Origin of the sequence: Meiothermus cerbereus DSM 11376 (genome assembly GCF_000620065.1) — a bacterium.
Lineage (GTDB): Bacteria > Deinococcota > Deinococci > Deinococcales > Thermaceae > Meiothermus > Meiothermus cerbereus.
In genome coordinates, this window is sequence record NZ_JHVI01000001.1 from 193,650 (window position 1) to 216,733 (window position 23,084).

Consider the following 23,084-nt stretch of genomic DNA (forward strand, 5'->3'; position numbering starts at 1 on the left):
GTATCAAAGTCCACAAATCGGGCTGCCCCAGGGCGTAGAATCCCCGCTATGAGCCTGCTCTTTAGCCCCCTAAAACTGCGTTCCGTAACCCTGAAAAACCGCATCGCCATGTCGCCCATGTGCCAGTATTCGGCCCAGGCCGGACACGTTACCGACTGGCACTTGCTGCACTACCCCACCCGGGCCATTGGCGGTGTGGGGCTAATAATCGTCGAGGCGACCGCCGTGGAGGCTCGGGGGGTGATCAGCCCGGACGACCTGGGCATCTGGTCGGATGAGCACATCGGTGGCCTACAAGAGCTAACCCGGCGCATCAAAAACGCGGGCGCCGTGCCGGGTATCCAAATTGCCCATGCCGGACGCAAGGCCGGAACCGCCAGCCCCTGGCAGGGCGGCAAGCCCCTCCACCGCTGGACACCGGTAGCCCCCAGCCCCCTCGCCTTTCAGGAGGGCTGGCCGGTGCCCCAGGCGCTGGATGAAGCCGGACTCGAGCAGGTACGTCAGGCCTTCCAGCAAGCCGCAAAACGGGCCCTGAAGGCTGGTTTCGAGGTACTCGAGCTGCACATGGCCCACGGGTATCTGCTGCATTCTTTCCTCTCGCCCCTCACCAACCAGCGCACCGACCACTACGGGGGTAGCCGGGAGAAGCGCATGCGCTTCCCTTTGGAAGTGGTGGAAGCCGTGCGCGCGGTCTGGCCCGCCGAGCTGCCCTTGCTGGTACGGGTCTCGGCCAGCGACTGGGCAGAAGGGGGCTGGGACATCACCGACACGGTGGTTTTTGCCGGGGAATTGCATAAGCGCGGCGTGGATTTGCTGGACTGCTCTTCGGGTGGGGCGGTGGCCGGGGTGAAAATCCCTGTGGGCCCTGGCTACCAGGTGCCCTTTGCCGCCCAGGTGCGCTTGTCCACAGGTTTATCCACAGGCGCGGTGGGCCTCATTACCGAGCCCTTACAAGCCGAGGCCATTCTTCAGGAAAACCAGGCCGACCTGGTTCTGCTGGGCCGGGTTCTGCTGCGGGACCCCTACTGGCCCTACCGGGCGGGCCAGGCTCTGGGCGCTCGAGTCTGGCCGGTGCAGTACGAGCGGGCTTTCTAGAGCGCTCTTCACAATTATTGAGCCGCTCACAACCTGATTGCTTTATCCTGCACAGCACAGTTGCCTCCCGGATGGGGGACCACGCCTGTGATACCGGATTCAAAAAGATAATCTTCAAACAAAAAGCGCTAAGAGGCTATCTTTTTGAATCCTAGAGCACTCCCTTCGGTCGGGTTAGTTCGTCACCGTTCGGTGACGAACTAACCGAATCTGGTATGAGAAGTGCGACAGAACGGACTTCGTGGCGATTCCGCCAAGGCCATCGGTTTGGGAGTTTGGCGGTAAATTGAGCTATGGAAAACCCCTGGAAAACCTTTGTACCCCAGGCCCCGACCCGCCTGGGCAAGCCCGAATGGTTTACCGGCACGGTGTACCTGAACGAACTGGTGGTTACACCTGCGCCCATGCACCTGCATGTGCTGCGGGTCATGTTTGCGCCTGGGGCCCGCACGGCCTGGCACACCCACCCCCAGGGGCAGGTTTTGCACCTGGAGGCAGGTATCGGCTGGTTCCAGCGCTGGGGTGAGCCAGTGCGCGAGATGAAAGCGGGCGACACCATCTACTTTGCCCCAGGCGAAAAGCACTGGCACGGGGCCAGCCCCACCCACGCCATGACCCACCTGGCCATCCAGGCCGCGGTGGATGGGGTGAGCACCGAGTGGCTCGAGCAGGTCAGCGAGGAGCAATACCGCCTCTAGAACGGTTTTTGCTGTTTTTGTCAGCCAGGACCGCAACAAAGCGCATCCGGCAGCCACGGTTTATCCAGGCATCTGGGACAGCTCTTCCTGCCAGGGTGGGTTGGCCCCGGCCCGGGTACAGGTGATGGCTGCTACTTTAGCGGCAAAGTTTAGCAGGTCTGTAATTTGCTCGCGCTCGAGCGACCCCAGGGCGGCTCTGGACCAGTAGCCCCGCTGCCACAACCAGCTCAGGAGGCCCGACATGAAAGCATCGCCCGCACCCACGGTGTCCACGACGCTGACCCGAGGAGCCTGGACATTAGCGATGCCCCGGCTGGTCACGGCAAAAGCCCCCTGGCCGCCCTGGGTTACGATGACCAGCAGGGGGCCTTGCTGTTTCCACTCCTGAGCGATGGTTTCCGGGTTCTCGCCCGGATACAGCCACTGCAGATCGGCCTGGCTGACCTTGACCAAATCAGCCTGCTCGAGCCAGCCCATCAGGCGTTCGATATAGACATCCCGGTTTGGAATCAGAAAGGGGCGCACGTTGGGGTCGAGCGAGATCAGCCGACGGCGGGCCTCGCGTCGCATCAGGAGCTCGAGGGTCGAGGCCCCTGGCTCCAGCACCAATGAATACGAGCCAAAGTGCAGGGCCGCGCTGGCGGGTAGGACAGGGGGCAGGTCTTCAGGGTATAGCAAGCGGTCGGCAGTATTTTCGCAGTAAAACGAGAAAAATTCGCCCGACTCAGAAGGGGTTACCAGGGCCAGGGTGGTAAGCTGGTCGCCTTCCTTCACATACGCCAAGCTCACCTTGCTGGCGGCCAGGTGGCTTTTGAGCAGCTGTCCGAAGCCATCGCGCGAAATCCGCCCCAGAAAAGCAGTGGGCGTGCCCAGGCGGCCCGCACCTATGGCCACGTTGTAGGGTGAGCCACCAGGATGCGGCACATAGGCCGTACTGCCATTCAGGACAGCGGGGGTCATGTCTATCAGGGCTTCTCCGGCAACAATCAACATGCTTCCTCCAAAGAGATGGCTGGCCCCAGCTCCGGTAGCAGTTTATCCTGGACCAGGACAGGTTGTAATATGAACCCCGCCTGAATCGTTTCGCTAGGGATTGTCAGAGCACCCTGGATTTTCGAGCTGTTGCCACCCACGCTTCAGGCGGGGCCCCAGAGAAAAATAAGTCTGCATACAGTTCCTGGGGTAGACTTGAAGGCGGAGAAGACTATGGGACTAAGCAAAGGTAAGTTTGAACGGATACAGGCCTGTGCCGACGACCACGGGGTGATTGCGGCGGCTGCAATGGATCAGCGGGGTTCCTTACGCAAGGCCATTGCCAAAGCCCGGGGTGCAGACGTAAGCGATGCCGAGCTGACCGAGTTCAAAACAGCAGTGGTCAAAATCCTCACCCCCTATGCTTCGGCCATTCTGATCGATACCGAGTATGGCCTGCCCGCCCTGAAGCACAAAGCCCCCCGCACCGGGGTTTTGCTGGCCTACGAAAAATCGGGCTACGACACCAGCACCGTGGGCCGTCTACCTGACCTGCTGCCTGACCTGAGCGTGCGGCGCATCCAGGAAGCCGGTGGTGATGCAGTAAAGATTTTGCTCTACTACAACCCCGAAGACGACCCCAAAATCAACACCATCAAGCACGTCTTCATCGAGCGGGTGGGGGCCGAGTGCGCTGCGCTGGAGATGCCTTTTTTCCTCGAGCCCATTGCCTACAACGACCAACTGGGCGAGGGCCTCGAGTTCGCCAAGGTAAAGCCCCGCTACGTAGCCAAGTACATGGAAGAGTTCTCCAAAGACCGCTATGGGGTGGACGTGCTCAAGGTCGAGCTGCCCTTCAACATCGCCTACACCAGCGGCACGCTGGGCTTCAAAGGCGAAGAAGCCTACACCCGCGCCCAGGCCCTGCAGTTCCTCAAAGACACCGCCAGCGCAGCCGGAAAGCCCTTCATCTATCTCTCGGCGGGGGTCAGCGATGCGGTCTTCCGTGAGTCGCTGGAGATGGCCGCCGAAGCCGGGGTGCCCTTCAGCGGGGTGCTGTGCGGGCGGGCCACCTGGCAGGACGGCATCCCGGTCTATGCCAAACAAGGGCTCGAGGCCCTCGAGGCGTGGCTGGCCGATCAGGGGGTGAAGAATATCCAGATGCTCAACCAGGTGCTGGCCAAGGGCGCCAAGCCCTGGTGGACGCGGTACGGAAGCCTGGAAGCGGCTAGAGGTTAATCTGCTTTCAGTCAGGTGGCGGCTCCCAAGTTTGGGAGCCGCTTTTTCGTGCCCTGGTCAGCTATCGCCCAAGGCTGCCCCATGCCCCAGGTTTGGTCGAGGCCCTCTGCTTGATCAGGTAGAACCTTCAAGCGCTGTTCTGGCCGCACTTTGAGCCTTTGCGGGTTTAGCGCAAAGCCAAATTTTGTTGACAGCCTGCAGCAGCTATGTTAACCTACAGGACGCATTTGGTGGTATTCACCAATGCCACAAGGGCGCGTAGCTCAGTTGGATAGAGCGACTGACTACGGATCAGTAGGTCGTGGGTTCGAATCCTGCCGCGCCCGCCAATCCAGAAGCACGGGGTTTAAAGCGCCCCGTGCTTTTTACATCAACCCCAGCAAAACTGGTTCACAAAAAACCGTGGTTTCAAAAGCGCTGTGCCCTGGTACACGCCGGAACCACAACAGGCATAAAGCGCTTGTTGCAAATGGTGGTCATCGCAAACAGTCCACCGGGGCTATTTTCGCCACTCTTCGATGCGCTCGTGCAGTTCGCGGGCATAGCGGGGGTTCCGCCCCCCACCCAGTGCGGCCAGCCCGCCAATCAGGAAAAAGGCCAGGCCTACCGGGATGGGTTTGATCAGGAATGCCGCCAGCACACCGGCAATAATCAAGCCCAGCCCCACACGGGTACGGCCAGCCAGCAAACCCCGCACCGCCAAAAAAGCCAGGATACCGGGGAGCAGCCACAGCAGCAGCCGCAAAAAAAGTACTGCGCCTTCGGTCATACAGCTAATGGTAGCAGAGCCTTATGAGCCAATACCCCAGACCAGCAGGGCCCCCAGGTCTTCGGCGGGGACAGGCCAGCCCAGGATGTGCCCCTGTCCGAAGTCGGCGCCCAGTTCCTTCATACGGGTAAGCTGAGACTGTTCCTCCAAACCTTTGGCCACGGCCTTGGTGCCCACCGCGTGCACCATGTCGATGGCGGCCTTTGCCAGTGTGGCGTTTTCCGAGACCGAAAGGAGCGGGTTTAGTTTTATCCAGTCGATGGGAAGGCGCTTGAGCTGGGTAAGCGGGAGGGGGTTGGTGCCAAAGTTATCGAGGGCAATCAAAACGCCCAGGTGCTTGAGGATCTCGAGGCTACGACCGGTGGTATCGAGGTCACTCAAGATGGCTTCTTCGCGCACCTCGATAATGAGAATATCGGCCGGCAGGCGCCTGGCCGAGAGCATCTCCTGCAACACATTGGGGAAGTTCGGATCAACCAGGGTTTCGGTTGAAACATTGAGGCTAAAACGGGCGTTGACGCCAGAGGGCCTCCAGAGGGCGGCCTGCTCGAGCACTTTGTCCAGGGCCCAGCAATCCTGGGCGCTCATGAGACCTACCTGCTCAGCCAGGGGCAAAAACTCACCCGCCCGGTGCAGCCCTTTGGGCCGGGGCCAGCGGGCCAGGGCCTCCACTGCAACCAGCTCGAGGTCGTTCAGGTTGAACACCGGCTGAAAGTGCAGGGTTAGGCCGTCTTGTGAGATGGCCTCCTGTAGTTCGGTTGCACCGGGGGTCAGGAGGCGAATACCACCACCAGCCTGGAGGGCCATCTGGCAGGCTTGTTCAGCCTGGTTCCAGAGCCCCTCCAGGGTGGTGGCATCCTGGGGGTACATGGCAATACCAATACCCACCTTTAGACCCGATAGCGCAGCCCGCAAGCGGGCCAGCAAGCGGTGGGCCACCCGGCTGGCCCCGGCTGTCCAGCGCACCTCGGAGAGCAAGAGGGCAAAACCCTGCTCACCCAGGTACGCCAGGGAGTCGCTCTGACGCAGGGTATAGGCAATTTCGCGGGCAGCCCGTTCGATCTGGGCTTTGTTCATGCCCTCAACCTGAATGCGCATCAGGGCCAGTGAGCGCTCGTAGCGCTGGGCCATCGAGAGGGCCTGGGCTAAATTGAGTTCGAACTCGCTGCGCTTAACCGCCAGCGACTTGCGCTCGGGGGTCTGGATTTTGATGTCGTCTTTGAGCGGGCGCAGGATACGCTCGATAACCTGGGCCAGGGCCAGGGCCAAGGTCTCGTCGGCGTTGCTCCATTTTCGGGGCTGGAGGCTTTCGATCCACATCACACCCCGCAGGCCCCCCTCCGCATGGAACACCACCTGCAAAACGGCCCCCAGGCCGCGGCTCATCAGGATGTCGCGCAGCTCGGTCATACGGGCGTCCTGGCGCGCATCATCGGCAGCGATCAGCAGGTTGCGCTCGAGCACCTGAAAATAGACCGGGTAGCGTTCAGGCTGAAGGTCGTCCGGGGGAGAGGCTTCGGGGTACTGTCCAACCAGCTTCAGGTGAGGTGCGTTGCTGTCGCGCAGCCACAAACAGATTCCCTTGAAGCCCAGCGAAACCAGCATCTCGCCCAGCTTGGGCAGGGCTTCCTCTACACTGGCAAATCGGCGCTGGGTAATCTCTAGCAAGGAGCGTTGCCAGGTTTCCTTGGGCATGGGGTTTACCGCCACGCCCTGGGACTCAACCAAAAGCGACTGCAAGGCTTCGATCAGGGCCAGTTTGGCACGTTCGTTTAAGTTGTAGCCTTTTTGCCCAATGTGCAGGCGGGGGGCTGCCCACACCAGACGGCTGCTCACCCAGGATTCGCCGGTAAGCAGGTTGAGCAATAGCTCCTGGGCTTCCTGGGGTTTGAGTACCACACCCCCCGCCCCTCCCAGGCGCACAGCCATACCAGAGGGCAAATCCTGGTGCTCAATTAGGAGCGTGGCTCCTTCAATCGAGAGCGGTGCAAATAGTTTCCAGCCAACCTCGTTCACCTGTTCCAATCCTTTCCCTTGAGACTCAAAGCACCCCCTCTAATGTAGCAAGCCGAATAGAGGTGTGCATGGTTATTGGTCACATCCCGCTACGCATTACGCCGACCCAGCGATAACCTGGAGCCCTCCGGGAATCATCCGCACCCGATACTCCTGGCTGGGCTCGAGCAATTCCCCGTCGGAATGAGCTGGAACCGGCCGGTCGAAGCGAACCACAAACTCGGCCCCGCGAAAGAAGCGCAGCCGGGGGTGGTGCACATGCTTGCCCATAATCAGCCGGGGTAAAATCCCCACCACCCCCAACCGGCTAAACGCTCCCGCCACCGCTACGGAAATAAGACCATCGGTAGGTACGGCGTCTGGCACGATGGGGATACCCCCACCATAGGTCGAGCCATTCATCAGGGCCACCAGCAGGCTAGGGCCCTGGTAGAGGGTCTGGTTGTTCTGGATGAGCTCGAGGGTGGGTAGCTCGAGTTCCTTGAGTACGCCAAACATCGAGTACAAGTAGCGGGGCATCCCCCGCAAAAAGGTGGGGGCCGAGAGGGCCTTGCGGGCCACCGCTGCATCAAAGCCGATGCCCAGGCTGGCCCCGTACGGCTGGTTGTTCACCAGGCCCAGATCCACCCTGCGGATGGTTGCCTGCAGAGCGGTGCGTAGAGCGGCCTCGAGGGGCAGCTTATGCAGGCCCACCATGCGGGCAAAGTCGTTGCCACTACCGATAGGTATAACCCCAATGGCCTTGTCCGATCCGGCGATTCCCCGCAGCACCTCGTGCACAGTTCCGTCGCCCCCCACGGCCACCACCCGGCTGCTGGCAGGGGCCTTCTGGGCTATCTGGATGGCGTGCCCGGGAAACTCGGTGATAGCGATCTCTATGTCGGAGGATTGGGCGTACTGGCGTATGGCGGCCTCGAGGCGCCCCAACATCTGGCCCACCCGCCCACGCCCGGCTGCTGGGTTGATAACAAAGGTCGTATGGCTGCCCATTACATTTCATTAGATTCTAACAGAGAGAGGCGTTGTACAATACGGTTATTCAAGAGGTGGTTTCCCAAAACCGCCACGCCGTTATCACCAGGGGCTCTCGGCAAGGCGTAAACTCTAAGGCCCCGGAGGCTCTCCCAAAGGATGGTTCTATGAACCGGCCCGTAGCGCAAACCCACCTTTCGCAGCTCGCCGAGTTGTTTTGCTGGATGGATGAGGCCCCAGAGCGCCGCACGCTGGCGCCCGAGGCGCGTACCCCCGAAGGGTTGTGGTGGGAGGTTCTGGCCGGCGAGGACGAAAAAGCCTGGGTCTGGCTGGAGGAGGGTCGGGTGCAGGGGTACGGCGCTTTGGTGCCCTTCTGGGATGGGGCAGCGCTCGAGGGTCCTATCATCCGCGCCGGCGATGGCAAGGCGCTTTTAGAGCACCTTATCAAAAAAGCACGCCAGGAAGGCTTTCCGACCCTTTATGCCTTCCCCGAGGCCAGCAACCGCCAGGCTCGAGCGCTGCTGGAGCAGCTGGGCTTTTCTGCCGAGCACACCACTTACTTTTACACCATTGGCCGTACCGATCTGAGCTACCCTGTTCCCGCCGGCTACAGGGTTGAGCGGGCCGAACCCTGCGACCCTCAGGTTTACCGCGACCTTTACAGCCGCGCCGAGGATGGCTGGAGCCTGCGCCTGCACTGGACCGACGAGGAACTGCGGCAGCACTTTATTGGCTCCGATGTGGAGCTTTTTATGGCCTATACCAACAAAACCGGGGAGCCGGTGGGTCTGGCCGAGCTCGAGCTAGACGATACCCGGGCCGAAATCGCCTACATTGGGGTGGTGCCGGAGGCCAGGGGCAGGGGCCTGGGGCGTGCATTGCTGGGTACCGCTGCCGAGTGGGCCTTCGGCAATCCGCAAATCCAGAGCTTGCAGGTGCGCGCCCACGACCACGAAAAGGCGGCCCAGGCCCTTTACAAACGCCTGGGTTTTAGACAGACCAGCGCTGTTGTAACCTACGCGCTCGAGCTTTTTTGATGGGGCCGAAAGCCCAAGGCTATTGAACTTGCCGTCAGGGCCAGCAGTCAACTGAAGTTACGCAGCTTCGAGGAATCGCTGTAGCTCAAGCTCGCCCACAGGCTTTTATCATATGCGGTATGAATGATAAGAAATGTCTCTGATTTGTTCTTTTTCTGGGGCCCCCGCCTGAAGCGCGCGCAGCAACAGCCTGAAAAACGATGGTGCTCCAACAATCCCTAACGGAACGGTTCAGGCGGGGTTCACATCACTGCCCATTCCACCTGAGCATCGTTCAGGATGGGGCAGATTACCCGCAACACCCGGAGGATGCGCTCGGGAATGGAGGTCATAGGGTTCTACCGCTGGCTCAGTTCATATAGCTCAAAGGCATCGGGATCGAAGCGACACTGGGTCAGGTCTTCCCAGTATAGCCAGCCCTCCCGCAGGGCTGGAAAGTTGCAAAACCCCCCCTCCGCCTTGAGGTGAAAGGCCAGCTCACAAGGTTCACTGACCCCTTCCTGAAAAGCCATCAGGGCGCTGTGGTAAGCCCCAAAGCTGGACAAAGCCTGCGACCCCACCATAGCCTTTTTGCCTTCCGAGCGGTTCAGGGCCAGCATCTCCAGGCTTTGGGTGTAGCCGGTGCGGGCCGGCTTGAGGTTCAAAATGTCAAAGGTCTCGAGCTGCAATTCGCGCCACAGGTCGCGCAGGGTAAAGGCCGAGTCATCGGCAATGAGGGGCAGGATGGCGGCCTTGCGCAGGCCTTTGCGGGCCAGCACCTCGGCCACCGGCAAGGGTTCTTCCACATACAGCAGCCCGGCCTCGGCCCACTTCCGCAAGTACATTTCGGCCTCCGCGGGAGACAGGGTCTCGTTGGCATCGGCATAGAGTTCGACATCGGGAAAATGTTCCTTCAGCGCGGCAATTCGCGCCAGGTCGCCCTGTAGGTCGCGCCCTACTTTCACCTTCAACACCCGTACCCCGGCTTGGTAGACCGCACGGGCGTCGGCCAGCATCTGGGCCTCGTCGGCGATGCCCAGGATATAGCTCACCCGCACCCGCGGGTGGTGCGGCTCAAAAACCTGCCACAGCCCCTGGCCTTCGCTATGGGCCCAGGCTTCCCACAGTGCGATGTCTAGGCCCGCTTTGGCAGTAAGGTTGTTGGGGAAGTTGTCCAGGATATTCTGGATGGCCTCGGTGTCCTCGACCTCCAGGCCCAAAAGCTGTGGGGATAGGTATTTCAGCGCGGCCAGCACCGTACCCAGGGTTTCGCCGTAAATGGTAGGGCGGGGCGGAATCTCTGCGCGGCCAACTGCCCCATCGGAAAGCTCGACCTCGAGCAAAACGTGCTCCAGCGCTGCTAGTTCCGAGGCTTTGCCCCAGCGCAAAGCCCCCTTTAGGGGCAGGCGGAACGGGCGGGGGCTGATTCGCTTTATTTTAGGCATGAATTCGCTCCACAAAGGCCCGAATGGCCGCCGCTTCTTCATCGAGGCTCAGGGCTTCGGTGTCCAGAAATAAGGCCCGTGGCGAACCCAGCAGCACCTTACGGGTTCCATCAGGATTGTAGTTTTTGCGCTCTTCGGCCACAATTTTGAGTTTAGCGGCAAGTTCTTGCAGGGGAACCTGCCAGCTCAGGGCCTCCTCGAGCTCTGCCTCGCTCAAAACCCCCTGGGCCAGTTGGCGCAAGGTTGCCAGGTCGCCTTTGTCTACCCGCACCTTATCGAAGGCATCCCCTCGCCCCAGCAGGCGCGAAAGGCGGGTCAGGTCGCGGGCCTCCAGCACGATGAAGTAGCTCTGGGGAAGCCGCTTTAGAGCAAAACCGACTTCCTCCTCACCCCGCAAACCATCGAACAACAAGGGCCAGGTGGGCATAGCGCGGCCATTGAGCAGGATTTCCGCTACTCCGCCGGGGTGTTCCTGGCGAAAGCGCCGGGTGAGGGCAAAGCGCTCACTGCGGTCTAGCGGTGGTTGGGCATAGCCGTACAGGGGAAACACATAGCGGTCTACCAGCTCGCGCCGGTCGGGCAGGGTGGGGTAGTTTAGGCGCTTTAGCAGGCTGGTCTTGCCCACCCCGGTCAGGCCCACCAGTATCAGCAGGGGCATTTCAGCAAGGGGGCGGCTTTGTGGGGCTTCTTCGCCCGGCAGGTACAGGCTGGCTCTGGTGAGGCTGGCATTCATGCCCACAGTGTAAGCCAGTCGGGTAGCATAGGGGTTGTGGATGTTCTTAACCTCTACAAAGAGACCGGGGCCTTGCTGGAGGGTCATTTTTTACTGCGCTCGGGCAGGCACTCCCCCAGGTTCCTGCAATCCACCACCCTGCTCCAGCACCCCTTGTATGCTGAGGCCGTGGGACAGGCCCTAGGCGAGCTATTCGAGACGCTCGAGCTCAATTTTGTAATTGGCCCCGCCATGGGGGGCGTCATCCTCGCCTTCGTAACGGCCAAGGCCCTGGGTGTGCGGGCGCTCTTCGCCGAGAAGAACGGCCAGGGAAGCATGTGGGTACGTGAGGGGCTTACCATCCACCCCGGTGAACGCTTCCTGGCCGTAGAGGATGTGGTCACCACCGGCAGCTCGGTACAGCAGGCTATTCGGGCTGCCGAGGCCAGAGGAGCCCAGTGTGTTGCGGTGGGGGCTATCGTAGACCGAAGTGCAGGCCGGGCCGAGTTTAGCGTGCCCTACCGCTCGCTGGTGCAGCTCGATTTTCCAACCTATGCCCCCGAAGCCTGCCCGTTGTGCCAACGGGGAGAGCCCTTACAGGAAGTCTAGGCAGACTTGGTAGGCTAGGGCATATGTTACGCACTGTTTCCTTACAAACCCGGTTGCGCCAGGCGGGAAGTTGGCTCTTTGCAGCCTGGCTTTTACTGGGACTGGGGCTGGCCCAGTCCAGCGCAGAGCTCGCCCGTCAGGCCGTACAGGACTGGCAGGCCGGGAAATACCAGGTAGACCCCATGCAAGCCCTCGGCAAGCCCACCGAGGAGGCCGTCCGGCTGCTCGAGCGCAGCATGGCCTTTCCCCCCGTTCCCCCAGGGCTGTCGGTTAATCTGGACGATCCCCTGGAAGAATCCACCCCAAGGGGAACGGTTGTTAAATTCCCCGCTACCGTGTCCGGACGCGGCGGCGAGGTGCGGGTAACTATCCGGGATGGTGAGGTGACCCGAATTGGGTTTGCCCCAGAGGGGGGGCTTCTGCCGGGCTGGCTCAAAAGCCCTGTGACCTGGATGCTTTTTGTGGCTTTATCGCTGGGTTGGCTGGTGGCCTTACGCAGCAGTGGTCCTGTGGCCCGCTGGTGGGCCGAAGGCTGGGCCTTGGTGCGCCAGTACCGGGGTGTGTATCTCGGCACCAACCTTGGCCTTTACGGCTTGTTCGCCCTGGGTGGGCTGGTGGCTTATGCCAACCCCCAGCTGGTGCGCTTGATGCAGGAGCTGGTGGGCGGGGCCCTCGAGCAAATCGGTCTGGGTAGCGCCCTGGCTGGGGGTGTCCTGGGTCTTGCTGTGGTGATTTTTTACTGGAACTTCACCAACGGCCTCCTGCTGACCACTGCCGTACCGGGGCTTTTACTGGGTATTCCGGCCCTGCTGTTCAACGCCCTACGCTACTTTGTGCTGGGCTTTGCCCTGAGCCCGGTGGCCCTGCCTCTGGCCAACTACCTGCTGCACCTGCCCACCATCGTGGTAGAGCTCCAGGCCTACATTCTGGTCACTTTTGGCGGGCTGGTGCTGATGCTCAAAACCCTGCGGGGTGAAGGCTACCGGGCTGGGTTGCGGGCTTTGGGGCTCATGGTTTACCTGGGGGCTTTCTTCCTGCTGGTGGGTGCCTGGTACGAGGCCTTCTCGATACTGGTTCTTATGCGGCCATAGCGCAAAAATACCCGCTATGAGGCTTGCCCCGCCACGCTTTTTGTCAGGGACGGCAAAAACAAACAGAACCGCAATAGATATAGATATAGATCAGCCTGGCTTTTGTTCAGAATGGTGGTTGGTTTTTTATGTCCGTGTCATCTGCCATCTTTCCTGAAGCGCGCATAACACAAACGGGTAGCCCCCGCCCAATTGCCGTGCTGGGAGCTGGATCCTGGGGTACGGCCCTGGCTTTGCTGGTCTCCTCCAAGGGGATTCCGGTTTATCTTTGGGCCCGTCGGCCCGAACACGCCCTGGCCATGCAGCTCGATCGGCAAAACAGCGAGTATCTACCGGGGGCACACTTCCCCCAACAGCTTCATCCAACCGCCAATGCCGAAGAAGCCTTACATCAGGCCCAGTTTGCGGTTGTGGCGATCCCTTCCAAAGCCCTGCGGGAAACTCTTGGACCTTTGCCCAAAGCAAAAGCCTATGTTTCGGTAGCCAAGGGTCTGCACTTTAGCGACCACCACCTGCTGCGCATGAGCCAGGTCATCGAGGAGGTGACAGGCGTTACACAGATTGCGGTGCTGTCAGGGCCAAACCTAGCCGAGGAGATTGCCCGGTTTTTGCCTGCCGCAGCGGTAACGGCTGCCAAAGACCCCGCACTGGCCCATCGGGTGCAGCAGGTTTTCTCGGGAAGGAGCTTCCGGGTCTATACCTCCTCGGATGTGGTGGGGGTAGAGCTCGGCGGGGCGCTCAAGAACGTGATCGCCCTGGCCGCGGGCATGGTGGATGGTCTGAAGCTCGGCGACAATGCCAAAGCCTCGCTTATTACCCGGGGATTACGTGAGATTATCAAATTCGGAGTGGCCCAGGGGGCTCAGGAAGCCACATTTATTGGACTTTCGGGCCTAGGTGACCTGATCGCTACGGCCAGCAGCCCTTACTCGCGTAACCGCACCGCCGGGGAGCGCATCGTGCGGGGTGAGACTTTGGCCCAACTTCAGGCCCAAAAGTCAGTGGTGGAAGGCATCTACACGGTCAAAGCCTTGCATGCCTGGGATCAGGCCACGGGCGCCGACCTGCCCATTACCGAGGCGGTGTACCGGGTCATTTACGAAGGGGCCGACCCCATGCAGGAGCTGTCGCGCCTGATGACCCGCGAGGCCAAGCCGGAGTAGGAGCCTTTGGGGGCTAGTCTTTCCCCACCAGAGCGTTTTGCTGTTCGGCCAGGTAAAGCCAGGTTTCCAGCACGCTATCGGGGTTAAGCGAGATGCTCTCGATGCCCTGCTGCACCAGCCACAGGGCAAATTCGGGATGGTCGGAGGGGCCCTGGCCGCAAATGCCGATGTACTTGCCCATCTTTTTGGCCGTGCTGATGGCCCGCTCGAGCAGGAATTTCACGGCATCGTCCTGTTCGCTAAACAGGTCAGCCACCAGACCCGAGTCGCGATCCAGGGCCAGGGTGAGCTGGGTCAGGTCGTTGGAGCCTATGGAGAAGCCGTCGAACAGTTCCAGGAAGCGCTCGGCCAGAATGGCATTGGAGGGCACCTCGCACATCATGATCAGGCGAAGCCCATCTTCACCGCGTTTGAGCCCGTTTTTCTCCAGAATCTCGATGACCTGCCTGGCCTCCCCTACCGTGCGCACAAAAGGTATCATGACCCAGACGTTTTTCAGCCCTTTTTCTTCCCGCACTTCCCGGATGGCCTGGCACTCCAGGGCAAAAGCCTCGGCAAACTCCGGGCTGCGGTAGCGGGAGGCCCCCCGGAAGCCAATCATGGGGTTTTCTTCCTTTGGCTCGTAGCGGCTACCGCCCAGCAGGTGGGCGTACTCGTTGGACTTGAAGTCTGACATACGCACGATCACCGGATGGGGGGCAAAAGCGGCGGCAATCATGCTGATGCCCTCGGCCAGCTTTTCGCGGTAGAAATCTACCGGGCTTTTGTAGCCCGCGGTGCGCCGGGTAATCTCGGCTTTGAGATCTTCGGGCAGTTGCTCAAACTGCAGAAGGGCTTTGGGGTGGATGCCGATGGTGTTGTTGATGATGAACTCGAGCCTCGCCAGGCCCACCCCAGCATTGGGCAGGTTGGCAAAGCTAAAGGCCCGCTCGGGCGAGGCCACATTCATCATGATCTTGGTAGGTATGGGCGGCATGTTGTCGAGTTCGATGCGCTTGACCTCATAGCGCGGGGTACCGGCATACACCCGGCCCGTGTCGCCTTCGGCGCAGGAAACCGTAACCACATCGCCATCGCGCAAGGCCTGGGTAGCATTCCCGGCCCCGACTACCGCAGGAATATTCATCTCGCGGGCCACGATGGCCGCGTGACAGGTGCGCCCACCCCGGTTGGTCACGATGGCCGCGGCTTTTTTCATCACCGGTTCCCAGTCCGGGTCGGTCATATCGGCTACCAGCACGTCGCCAGGCTGTACCCGGTTCATCTCGCGGGGGTGGCTGATAATCCGCACCGGGCCTACGCCAATGCGCTGCCCCACAGCACGTCCTGTTACCAACACCGGGGCCCGCTCCAGCATCGCGAAGCGCTCCAGCACCCGCCCAGTGCGGCTTTGCACAGTTTCGGGGCGGGCTTGCAAAATGTAGATTTGACCGTCCAGGCCATCTTTGGCCCATTCAATGTCCATGGGTCGGCCGTAGTGCTGCTCGATTAGGAGGGCCTGCCGGGCCAGCTCCAGCACATCTGCGTCGGAGAGCGAGAAGCTGCGGCGCTCGAGCTCAGACGTTGCAACCGCCTGAACCCCCCGCCCCTCCTCGGCAAAAACCATCTTTTGCAGCTTGCTGCCCAGGGTGCGCTGCAGAATGGTGTTGCGGCCCTCGGCCAGTCCCTTTTTGTAGACATAAAACTCGTCGGGGTTGACCGCCCCCTGCACGAGCAGTTCTCCCAAACCGTAGCTCGAGGTCACAAAGATCACATCGCGAAAGCCCGACTCGGTATCGAGGGTAAAGGCCACCCCGGAAGCCCCCAGGTCGCTGCGCACCATGCGTTGTACGCCCGCCGAAAGGGCCACCTCCTGGTGGGCGAAGCCGTGGTGGACACGGTACGCGATGGCCCGGTCGTTGTAGAGCGAGGCAAAGACCTTCTTGATGTGCAGCAGGACGCTCTCCACCCCCCGCACGTTCAAAAAAGTTTCCTGCTGACCGGCAAAGCTGGCCTCGGGCAGGTCTTCGGCGGTGGCGCTGGAGCGCACCGCAACAGAAAGCCCGCCTTTAGAGGCGGACTCGAGGCGAATGTAAGCATCCACAATGGCTACCTCTAGGGCTTTGGGTAGCTCGGCATGCTCTACCCAGCTACGAATCTCGGCCCCTACCCGGGCCAGCTCGTCCACATCATCGGTGTTTAGGTTTTGCAAGGCGCTGGCAATGCGTTCCGTTAGGCGGTTGTGGTGCAAAAACTCCCGGAAAGCCTCCGCTGTAGTGGCAAACCCCCCCGGCACCCGCACCCCAGCCTGGGAAAGGTTGGCAATCATCTCTCCAATGGAGGCATTTTTACCCCCTACCAGATCCAGATCTTTCATGCCCAGTGTTTCGAACCAGCGGATATAAGCCATAAGCACACCTCGTTGCAGTTGATGGTAGTGTGCGCAGATGGTGAAATGGAGTAGTTGGTTTTGGTGTAGGTATAGCCTAAAAATTGGTGTAAAAGATATTACACACATAAACTACACTGTTATATGAATGAGCCTGGAGCACACGCCATGGAACGAACGGTTTTCATCGTCTCAGACCACACCGGCCTGACCGCGGAATCGGTGGCCCGAAGTTTGCTGGCCCAGTTTGAGTCGGTCTCGTTTCGTTATGTAACGCGGCCCTTTACAGAAACCGAAGAACAGGTTTACGACCTTATATACGAAATCAACGCAATTTTTCAGCGGGATCGGGTACGGCCCATTGTGTTTTCCACCCTGGCCAACCGGGCGCTATATGACCAGCTCAAAGCTGCGCCTGCCCTGCACTTCGACCTTTTCAGCACCTATCTGGGGGAACTCGAGCGCGAACTCGGCCAGCCCCCCACAGGACGGGTAGGGCGGCTGCACAGCGTGAACGATAATGGCTACTTCACCCGTATTGACGCAGTGGACTTTGTGCTTGCAACCGACGACGGCATCGGCGAGCGGCACTACCAGATGGCCGACGTAATCCTGATGGGGGTCAGCCGGGTAGGCAAAACCCCTACCTGCTTGTTTTTGGGCCTGCAATACGGCCTGCGGGCCTCCAACTACCCCCTCGCCGAGAACGACTTCGAGCGCGATACACTGCCCGAGCCGGTTAGGGCCTACAAGGAAAAGGTGTTTGGCCTGACCATCGCCCCAGCCCGCCTGCACCAGATTCGCACCCAGCGCAGGCCCAATAGCCAGTATGCCTCTATGGAGCAGTGCGAGTACGAGGTGCGCCGGGCCGAGCTATTGTTCAAGCGGATGGGGATTCCTTACCTTGACACCACCACTGCCTCCATTGAAGAAATTGCCACCAACATTATGCAAAGCGTGGGTCTGCAACGGCGGATTGGCTAGCAGGATGCGCCCGGGCTTCAATCAGGCCTTAACAAGCTCTATAGCCCGCTCGAGCCGCCTGAGCACGCGCTGTTTGCCCAGCAAGGCCAGGATGTCGAACATACCGGGGGTCTCGAGGCTCCCGGTGAGGGCGGCCCGCAGTGGCTGCATGACCGCGGCGGCCTTGACGCCCCTGGCCTCGGCAAAGGACTTGAGCAGGGGCTCGGTGCTTTCGGGCAGCATATCCGGCAGTTGGCTTAGTTGCTCAAGCAGGGCGGGTAGAAAAATAGCCCCCTCGCGCAGCTTGGCCAGGGCTTTTTCCTGCATGGGGTAGGCCTCGCTGAAAAAGTAAAGGGATTTGTCCACAAACTCCTGCAGGGTTTCGAAACGGGCCCGCATGGCCTCGATTACCTGCCGGAGGTAGGTTTCGGAGGGGTAGGAAAGCCCGGCCCGCTCGAGGAAGGGCTTGACCCGTTCGGCCAGGTCGTCTAAGGTCAGCACCTCGCGGATGTACTTGCCGTTCATCCATCTGAGCTTGTTCAGGTCGAAGACCGGCCCCCCCAGGCTGATGCGCTCGAGCCTGAAGTGTTCAATCATGTCCTGCAGACTAAAAATTTCCCGCCCATCGGGCATGCTCCAGGCCATGGTGCCCAGGTAGTTGAGCAGGGCCTCGGGCAAGAACCCCTGGGCCTTATAGCTGTCCACGCTGGTGTCCATCTTGCGCTTGGAAAGCTTGGACTTGTCGGGGTTGCGCAGCAGGGGGGTGTGGCACCAGACCGGCTCCTCCCAGCCAAAGGCCCGCAAAATCAGGATGTGGAAGGGGGTGCTGGTAATCCACTCCTCGGCCCGGATCACATGGGTTACGCCCATCAGGTGGTCGTCGACCATGGCGGCCAGGTGGTAGGTGGGGTAGCCGTCGGCCTTGAGGATGACCTTGTCATCCAGGGCGGCGTTGTCGAATTCGATAGGCCCACGCAGCAGATCGTGGACGATGGTCTTTCCCTCCAGGGGCACCTTCAAGCGCACCACGTGGGGCTCTCCGGCAGCGGCGCGGCGTTCGGCTTCCTCGACCGGGTAGTCGCGGTAGCGTCGGTTGTAGCCTTGCTCCTTGTGGCCGGCTTTTTGCGCGGCCTCGCGGGCCGCCGCCAGCTCTTGTGGGGTGTCGAAGGCGCGGTAGGCGGCTCCTTTCTCCAGCAGCATCTGCACGTGTGCGCGGTAGATGTGCAACCGCTGCGACTGCACATAAGGGCCGTTGGGGCCGCCCTTGGCAGGCGACTCGTCAGGGGAAAGCCCCAGCCAGTCCAGCATCTCCAGAATGCGTCGCTCGGAGGTGGGGTTGTAGCGGTTGCGGTCGGTATCCTCGATGCGCACAATAAATTTTCCCCCCTGTTGTTTGGCAAAAACATAATTGAACAGGGCCTGGTAAGCCGTCCCCACGTGGGGGTCACCGGTAGGACTGGGTGCAATGCGCGTAACAACCATATTCGATAGCTTAAGGCCCAGCGCCCAAAGCTGAAAGCCTGGGAGCATTTGGTTATACCTCTCACAGCCGCCTTAGCGGAAGATGCTACCCTAAAGGGGTAAATGGAAGCGGCATTGCAAAAAAGTCATGGTTCCATCTCTGCTCCCAGCGCCCGCCTCGAGGCCGTCGGGCTGGTCAAGCGCTACGGCAAACGGGAAGTGGTGCGGGGGGTGAACCTCGAGCTCACCCGCGGCGAGATTGTGGCTCTATTTGGCCCCAACGGGGCCGGAAAAACCACCACCTTCTACATGCTGGTGGGCTTTATTGAGCCCAATGCTGGGCAAATTCGCCTGGGCGGTCGTGATATCTCCCGGCTGCCCATGTACAAGCGGGCTCGGCAGGGCCTGGGCTACCTGCCCCAGGAGCCCTCGGCCTTCCGTCGCATGACCGCAATGGAAAACCTACTGGCGGTGCTGGAGTTTCAGCCCCTTTCCAAAAGCGAACGAACCCAGCGAGCTTTAGAGCTGCTCGAGGAGCTGGGTATCGCTCACCTCAAAGACAAATACGCCTACACCCTTTCGGGGGGCGAACGGCGACGGCTGGAAATTGCCCGCGCCCTTTGCACCAACCCCGACTTCATCCTGCTGGACGAGCCTTTTACCGGCGTAGATCCCAAGAACGTCCACGACATCCAGAAGCTCATCTCCGAGCTGCGCCAGCGGCGCGGGGTGGGTATCTTCATCACCGACCACTCGGTGCGCGAGACCCTGGCCATCGCCGACCGCATCTACCTAATGTACGACGGCCAGATGGCCTTTCAGGGCTCACCAGAAGAGTTTGCCCGCGACGCAGGGGTGCGGATGCACTACCTGGGTGATGAGTACGAACTTTGATGGCATCGCCAGGACGAATAAACCTTGAACAGCTAGGGGGTGTGGAGCAAAAGGGAAGTTCGGCAGTGCCGCGGTAGCTTATTATCCTGGCCTCCTCACCTCTCCCCCTCTCCCCGCTTATGACTTTCTGGGCCATCCTGTTCCTTCTGGTGCTTGTGGCCGCCCTGGTGGCCTATGTGGGCGACCTGGTGGCCAAGCGGGTGGGGAAGCGCCACTGGCGTTTTTTGGGGTTGCGCCCCAGAGCCACCGCAACCCTGGTCGCTGTGGGCACCGGGGTGCTGATTGGCCTGGGGGCGTTTGGGGCGTTCTTCTTGCTGGTGCAGGACGCCCGCGAGACCATCTTGCAGGCCGAGGCGGTGCGGCAGGAACGCAACCGGCTGCGCACAGAGGTAGAGCGGCTGGAGAGCCGTGCGGCCAGCATCTTTAGCCAGTACGAGCAGCTCAAAACCGAGCGTGACGAGTTCGAGAAAAACAACATCCTACTGGCCCGGCAACTCACCCAGAACGTCGAACTCCAGCGCCAAACCCGCCAAGACCTCGAGCAGGCCCTGGTCGAGCGGGAGAAATTGCGTCAGGAAGTAGAAAAGCTCCAGGCCGCCAGCGCCACCCAGCGCGAGGCCCTGGCGCAGCTCCGGCAAATTCGCCTGAACCTGCTGCAAGAAAAAGAAAAGCTGCTGCGAGAAAAAGCGCAGTTGCTGGCCAGCGGTCAAGAGCTTTCGGCCCAGGCCCTCAAGGCCGAGCAGCGGCTGCGGGAGTTCGAGGCCGCCAGCCACGAAGCCAAAGCCAATCTGGCTCGCCTTCAGGCCCGTACCCGTGAGCTCGAGAGCCGCCTGCAACAGCTCGAGGCCGAAAAGCGTAACCTCGAGGGGGATGTGGCCCTTCTGGGGGTTGCCTCTGCCCCATCGCCCCCCAGCGAGCATAGCCGCCTGCTCGAGGCCCTTCAACGCGATAACCTCGAGCTCAAGAGCAAGCTCGCGGAGGCCCAGCGTGAGCTACAACAACTGCGTGAGCGCAACCAGGTGATAGCCGCCAGTCTGGATAAAAGCCTTCGTATGAACCTGCTGGCCGAAGAACCAGTAATGCCGGGCAATGAGCAAATGGCCCTGAGCGAGATCACCCGGCGGGTCGACAGCCGGGTTCGGCTTATTGGCCTGCGCGGCGTGGAAGTCCTGGAAAGTCCGGCCCTGACAAACCTCAAACCAGGACTGTTTCTGGCCCGCATCCAGAGCGTTGGCGCCGATGGGCGGGCCCGGGTAGTCATCGAGTACCGGGCCCGCGAGCAGGCCTTTCCTCAGGGTGAGGTACTGGCCTCCACCGCCCTAGTGCTTCCTGCCAGCACGGGCGAAATACGCCGCAAGTTCAACGCCCTGAGCCGCGTGGCCGAAAATCGGCTTACCGCGGCGGGTTGGGTTCCCGAAAAACTGGCCCAGGGAGGAATTGCCCTCGAGGAGTTCGTAAGCCTGGCCTCTCAGCTTTCCGGTAAACGCGGCGGTGCCCGCATTGCGGTGGTGGCTTTAGATGACCTCTACCCTACCGAGCCGCCCCGCCTGGGCCTCAAGCTGCTGCCATAGCTTTAGAGCAAACCCTCCCCGCGGGGCTTATTCCTGGTGAGCTGCCAGCAGATTAAGGTTTCTTGAATACCCAAAACGGTCGCGTTCAGGCCGAAAAACCTCAGCCACCCGCGATAAATACCCCTGTTGCGCCCCGCAGGTATGGCTATTGATTACTCAACACCGACATATGAGAATGAGGAAGGTTTGTTGACGATGCGCATGGTTCTTGTGTTTATTCTGCTGGCTTTCTCACAGGCCCTAGCCCAGGCCCCCCGCCTGACCACCCCCGAGGAGGTGGCCCGGGTGGAGGTGATCCGCCGGGCTTTACCTGCGGTGGTCAAAATTTTTGGCATTCTGCGTGATCCGCAGACCGGCAACGAAGGCCCTACCAACGGCTCGGGGTTTTTTTATGCCCCCAGCCGCATTATCACCAACTACCACGTGGTGCAGGATTTGCGCGATATCAGCGTGGAATTATTTGATGGGCGCTCGTTTCCGGCCCAGGTGTTTGCGGTGGACAAAGGCATTGACATTGCCATCCTGACCGTACAGGGGGTAACGGCCCCAGCCCAGCTCTCCTTTGCCAGCTCGCAAAATTTGCCGGTGGGCATGGGTCTGGTGGTCATCGGCAGCCCTTTCGGGCAGCGCAACCTGGCTACGTATGGCATTCTGGCTGGAATCGGCCCCACTGCCGCAGAAAAAAATGACCTCGACCCCGAAGTTGGCGCAGAAATAGGCGATTTGCTCTTCACCGACGCGCGCATTGTGCAGGGCAACTCGGGTGGCCCGGTGCTGGATTTACAGGGCCGGGTGGTGGGGGTAGCCAACGCCACCCTGGGCGACCTGAGCGGTGTTGGCGGGGTAGGGGTTGCCATTCCGGGCGACCTGGTGCGGCAAAGCGTGAGCGACCTCGAGCGCTTTGGTGTCCCCCAGCGCGGCAATCTGGGCGCCACCCTGCTCGACCTGAGCGAGCTCGACCCCATCCTGCTGGGGCGGGTTGGTCTGCTCTCTACCCGCGGAGCCATGATTGAAAAAGTGCAGCCCGGCGGCCCCGCAGCACGGGCGGGCTTGCGCCCCGCCCAGCGCGACCAGCGCGGCAAACTGGTCAGCCTGGGCGATATTATCCTGGCCGTGGGGGGGCGCGCCATGCGCAACGCCAGCGAGGTCACCCAGACCATTGCCCGCTACCGCCCTGGAGATCGGGTCAATTTGACCATCTGGCGCAACGGGCAGCGGCTCGACGTTACAGTAACCATGATTGCGCGGCGCTAAAAAAAGCCCTGGGTTTTTCAGCCCTTTATCCCCTAGCTTACAAATGTCAAGTCTTCCGCTTTGGGCCTTTAGCTTTTAGCCTTAAGCAGATGTATATTGCGATTGAAGGAGTAATTGGAGTGGGTAAGACCACCCTGGCCAGGCTGCTGGCCGAGCGGCTGGGGGCCGAAAGTTTGCACGAGGTTGTAGAAGACAACCCATTTTTGCCCCTTTTCTACCAGGATCCAGTTCGCTATGGCTTCAAAGTACAGGTGTTCTTCCTGCTTTCACGCTACAAGCAACTCTTACCCCTCTCGCAGCCCAGCCTTTTTGCTGGCGGGGTGGTGGCCGACTACATCTTCGATAAGGACGCAATATTCGCAGCCATGAACCTTTCTGGAGCCGAATGGGAGCTTTACAGCGACCTCTACAGGAGCCTGTCGCCCAAGATTCCCACCCCCGATCTGACCATCTATCTACGTGCGCCCTTGCCGGTTATTCTGGAACGCATCCGCCGCAGGGGGCGGGTCTTCGAGAAGCAGATAGAGCCAGAATACCTGGCCCGCCTCAACGAGTTCTATGAGCGCCACTTCGCCACCTACCCCCACCCGCTGTGGATTCTGGACACCCAGGAGTTCAACTTTGCCGAACGCGAGGCCGACCAGGACTGGGTGGTGCAGCGCGTGCAGGAAAAGCTGGGACTCTCCAGCGAGCTTCAGGGCCCAACCAGCCCTTCTGTGAGCGACCTGAAGCGCTCGTAGGCAATCATCGGCAGATAGCCCACGACCACCAACCCG

At 60.8% G+C, this 23,084-nt stretch carries 20 protein-coding genes and 1 tRNA gene; 13 read left to right on the plus strand and 8 right to left on the minus strand.

Annotated elements, in window-relative coordinates; translation table 11 throughout:
• The first annotated feature begins 48 nt into the window (after positions 1-48).
• Positions 49-1,095 carry an NADH:flavin oxidoreductase/NADH oxidase gene (locus tag Q355_RS0100985; RefSeq protein ID WP_027876058.1) on the plus strand — a complete coding sequence of 349 codons (1,047 nt, stop codon included), beginning with the start codon at positions 49-51 and terminating at the stop codon, positions 1,093-1,095.
• Positions 1,096-1,388: 293 nt separating this feature from the next.
• The gene (locus Q355_RS0100990) at positions 1,389-1,793 is read left to right on the plus strand and encodes a (R)-mandelonitrile lyase (RefSeq protein ID WP_027876059.1); all 405 of its coding nucleotides are present in this window, start codon (positions 1,389-1,391) and stop codon (positions 1,791-1,793) included.
• 60 nt (positions 1,794-1,853) lie between these two features.
• On the opposite strand, the gene Q355_RS0100995 is transcribed toward Q355_RS0100990, so the two are convergent.
• Positions 1,854-2,786: a carbohydrate kinase family protein gene (locus Q355_RS0100995; RefSeq protein WP_027876060.1), complete on the minus strand. Its 933-nt coding sequence runs from the start codon at positions 2,784-2,786 to the stop codon at positions 1,854-1,856.
• A gap of 213 nt (positions 2,787-2,999) precedes the next feature.
• On the opposite strand from Q355_RS0100995, the gene Q355_RS0101000 reads away from it, so the two are divergent.
• Both Q355_RS0101000 and Q355_RS0101005 read left to right on the plus strand, forming a co-directional pair.
• Positions 3,000-4,004: a tagatose 1,6-diphosphate aldolase gene (locus tag Q355_RS0101000; protein ID WP_027876061.1), complete on the plus strand. Its 1,005-nt coding sequence runs from the start codon at positions 3,000-3,002 to the stop codon at positions 4,002-4,004.
• Between the two features lie 252 nt (positions 4,005-4,256).
• Positions 4,257-4,333 (plus strand) — tRNA-Arg (locus Q355_RS0101005).
• A 170-nt stretch (positions 4,334-4,503) separates the two neighbouring features.
• On the opposite strand, the gene Q355_RS0101010 is transcribed toward Q355_RS0101005, so the two are convergent.
• The 3 genes from Q355_RS0101010 to Q355_RS0101020 form a co-directional block, all read right to left on the minus strand.
• Positions 4,504-4,773: a hypothetical protein gene (locus tag Q355_RS0101010; protein ID WP_027876062.1), complete on the minus strand. Its 270-nt coding sequence runs from the start codon at positions 4,771-4,773 to the stop codon at positions 4,504-4,506.
• Positions 4,774-4,794: 21 nt separating this feature from the next.
• On the minus strand, positions 4,795-6,789 hold the full coding sequence (locus tag Q355_RS0101015; protein ID WP_027876063.1) for a GGDEF domain-containing phosphodiesterase: 1,995 nt from the start codon (positions 6,787-6,789) through the stop codon (positions 4,795-4,797).
• Positions 6,790-6,885: 96 nt separating this feature from the next.
• Positions 6,886-7,779: a diacylglycerol/lipid kinase family protein gene (locus Q355_RS0101020; RefSeq protein ID WP_027876064.1), complete on the minus strand. Its 894-nt coding sequence runs from the start codon at positions 7,777-7,779 to the stop codon at positions 6,886-6,888.
• 149 nt (positions 7,780-7,928) lie between these two features.
• On the opposite strand from Q355_RS0101020, the gene Q355_RS0101025 reads away from it, so the two are divergent.
• Positions 7,929-8,798 (plus strand): GNAT family N-acetyltransferase, encoded by an 870-nt coding sequence (locus Q355_RS0101025; protein WP_027876065.1) that lies wholly within the window; start codon positions 7,929-7,931, stop codon positions 8,796-8,798.
• A gap of 338 nt (positions 8,799-9,136) precedes the next feature.
• Here the strand turns inward: Q355_RS0101025 and Q355_RS0101035 are convergent, their stop codons facing one another.
• Both Q355_RS0101035 and Q355_RS0101040 read right to left on the minus strand, forming a co-directional pair.
• Positions 9,137-10,222 carry an enolase C-terminal domain-like protein gene (locus Q355_RS0101035; protein ID WP_027876066.1) on the minus strand — a complete coding sequence of 362 codons (1,086 nt, stop codon included), beginning with the start codon at positions 10,220-10,222 and terminating at the stop codon, positions 9,137-9,139.
• A complete protein-coding gene (locus Q355_RS0101040; protein WP_051529250.1) occupies positions 10,215-10,955 on the minus strand; it encodes a DEAD/DEAH box helicase family protein in 741 nt (246 codons plus the stop codon). The genes Q355_RS0101035 and Q355_RS0101040 overlap by 8 nt, the downstream gene beginning before the upstream one ends.
• 36 nt (positions 10,956-10,991) lie before the next feature.
• On the opposite strand from Q355_RS0101040, the gene pyrE reads away from it, so the two are divergent.
• The 3 genes from pyrE to Q355_RS0101055 all read left to right on the plus strand — a co-directional run bounded on the left by pyrE (position 10,992) and on the right by Q355_RS0101055 (position 13,797).
• Complete coding sequence (gene pyrE, locus Q355_RS0101045; protein WP_027876068.1) at positions 10,992-11,543, plus strand: orotate phosphoribosyltransferase; 552 nt, start codon at positions 10,992-10,994, stop codon at positions 11,541-11,543.
• 23 nt (positions 11,544-11,566) lie between these two features.
• Positions 11,567-12,634: a stage II sporulation protein M gene (locus tag Q355_RS0101050; RefSeq protein WP_036258378.1), complete on the plus strand. Its 1,068-nt coding sequence runs from the start codon at positions 11,567-11,569 to the stop codon at positions 12,632-12,634.
• Positions 12,635-12,762: 128 nt separating this feature from the next.
• Positions 12,763-13,797, plus strand: coding sequence for an NAD(P)H-dependent glycerol-3-phosphate dehydrogenase (locus Q355_RS0101055; protein WP_084495984.1), 1,035 nt, complete (start codon positions 12,763-12,765; stop codon positions 13,795-13,797).
• 13 nt (positions 13,798-13,810) lie between these two features.
• Here Q355_RS0101055 and ppsA read toward each other — a convergent pair whose 3' ends face one another.
• Positions 13,811-16,186: a phosphoenolpyruvate synthase gene (gene ppsA / locus Q355_RS0101060; protein WP_027876071.1), complete on the minus strand. Its 2,376-nt coding sequence runs from the start codon at positions 16,184-16,186 to the stop codon at positions 13,811-13,813.
• A 147-nt stretch (positions 16,187-16,333) separates the two neighbouring features.
• Between ppsA and Q355_RS0101065 the strand changes: the two genes are divergently transcribed.
• Positions 16,334-17,149 carry a pyruvate, water dikinase regulatory protein gene (locus Q355_RS0101065; RefSeq protein WP_027876072.1) on the plus strand — a complete coding sequence of 272 codons (816 nt, stop codon included), beginning with the start codon at positions 16,334-16,336 and terminating at the stop codon, positions 17,147-17,149.
• A gap of 21 nt (positions 17,150-17,170) precedes the next feature.
• Here the strand turns inward: Q355_RS0101065 and gltX are convergent, their stop codons facing one another.
• Positions 17,171-18,610 carry a glutamate--tRNA ligase gene (gene gltX, locus Q355_RS0101070; RefSeq protein ID WP_027876073.1) on the minus strand — a complete coding sequence of 480 codons (1,440 nt, stop codon included), beginning with the start codon at positions 18,608-18,610 and terminating at the stop codon, positions 17,171-17,173.
• Positions 18,611-18,712: 102 nt separating this feature from the next.
• Between gltX and lptB the strand changes: the two genes are divergently transcribed.
• The 4 genes from lptB (at position 18,713) to Q355_RS15195 (ending at position 23,048) form a co-directional block, all read left to right on the plus strand.
• Positions 18,713-19,483 (plus strand): LPS export ABC transporter ATP-binding protein, encoded by a 771-nt coding sequence (gene lptB / locus Q355_RS0101075; protein ID WP_051529251.1) that lies wholly within the window; start codon positions 18,713-18,715, stop codon positions 19,481-19,483.
• Positions 19,484-19,602: 119 nt separating this feature from the next.
• Positions 19,603-21,054 (plus strand): DUF3084 domain-containing protein, encoded by a 1,452-nt coding sequence (locus tag Q355_RS0101080; protein WP_027876075.1) that lies wholly within the window; start codon positions 19,603-19,605, stop codon positions 21,052-21,054.
• Positions 21,055-21,249: 195 nt separating this feature from the next.
• A complete protein-coding gene (locus tag Q355_RS0101085) occupies positions 21,250-22,308 on the plus strand; it encodes a S1C family serine protease (RefSeq protein WP_027876076.1) in 1,059 nt (352 codons plus the stop codon).
• Positions 22,309-22,397: 89 nt separating this feature from the next.
• Positions 22,398-23,048, plus strand: a complete 651-nt coding sequence (locus tag Q355_RS15195) for a deoxynucleoside kinase (protein ID WP_051529252.1) — start codon at positions 22,398-22,400, stop codon at positions 23,046-23,048.
• The last annotated feature ends 36 nt before the right edge of the window (positions 23,049-23,084 follow it).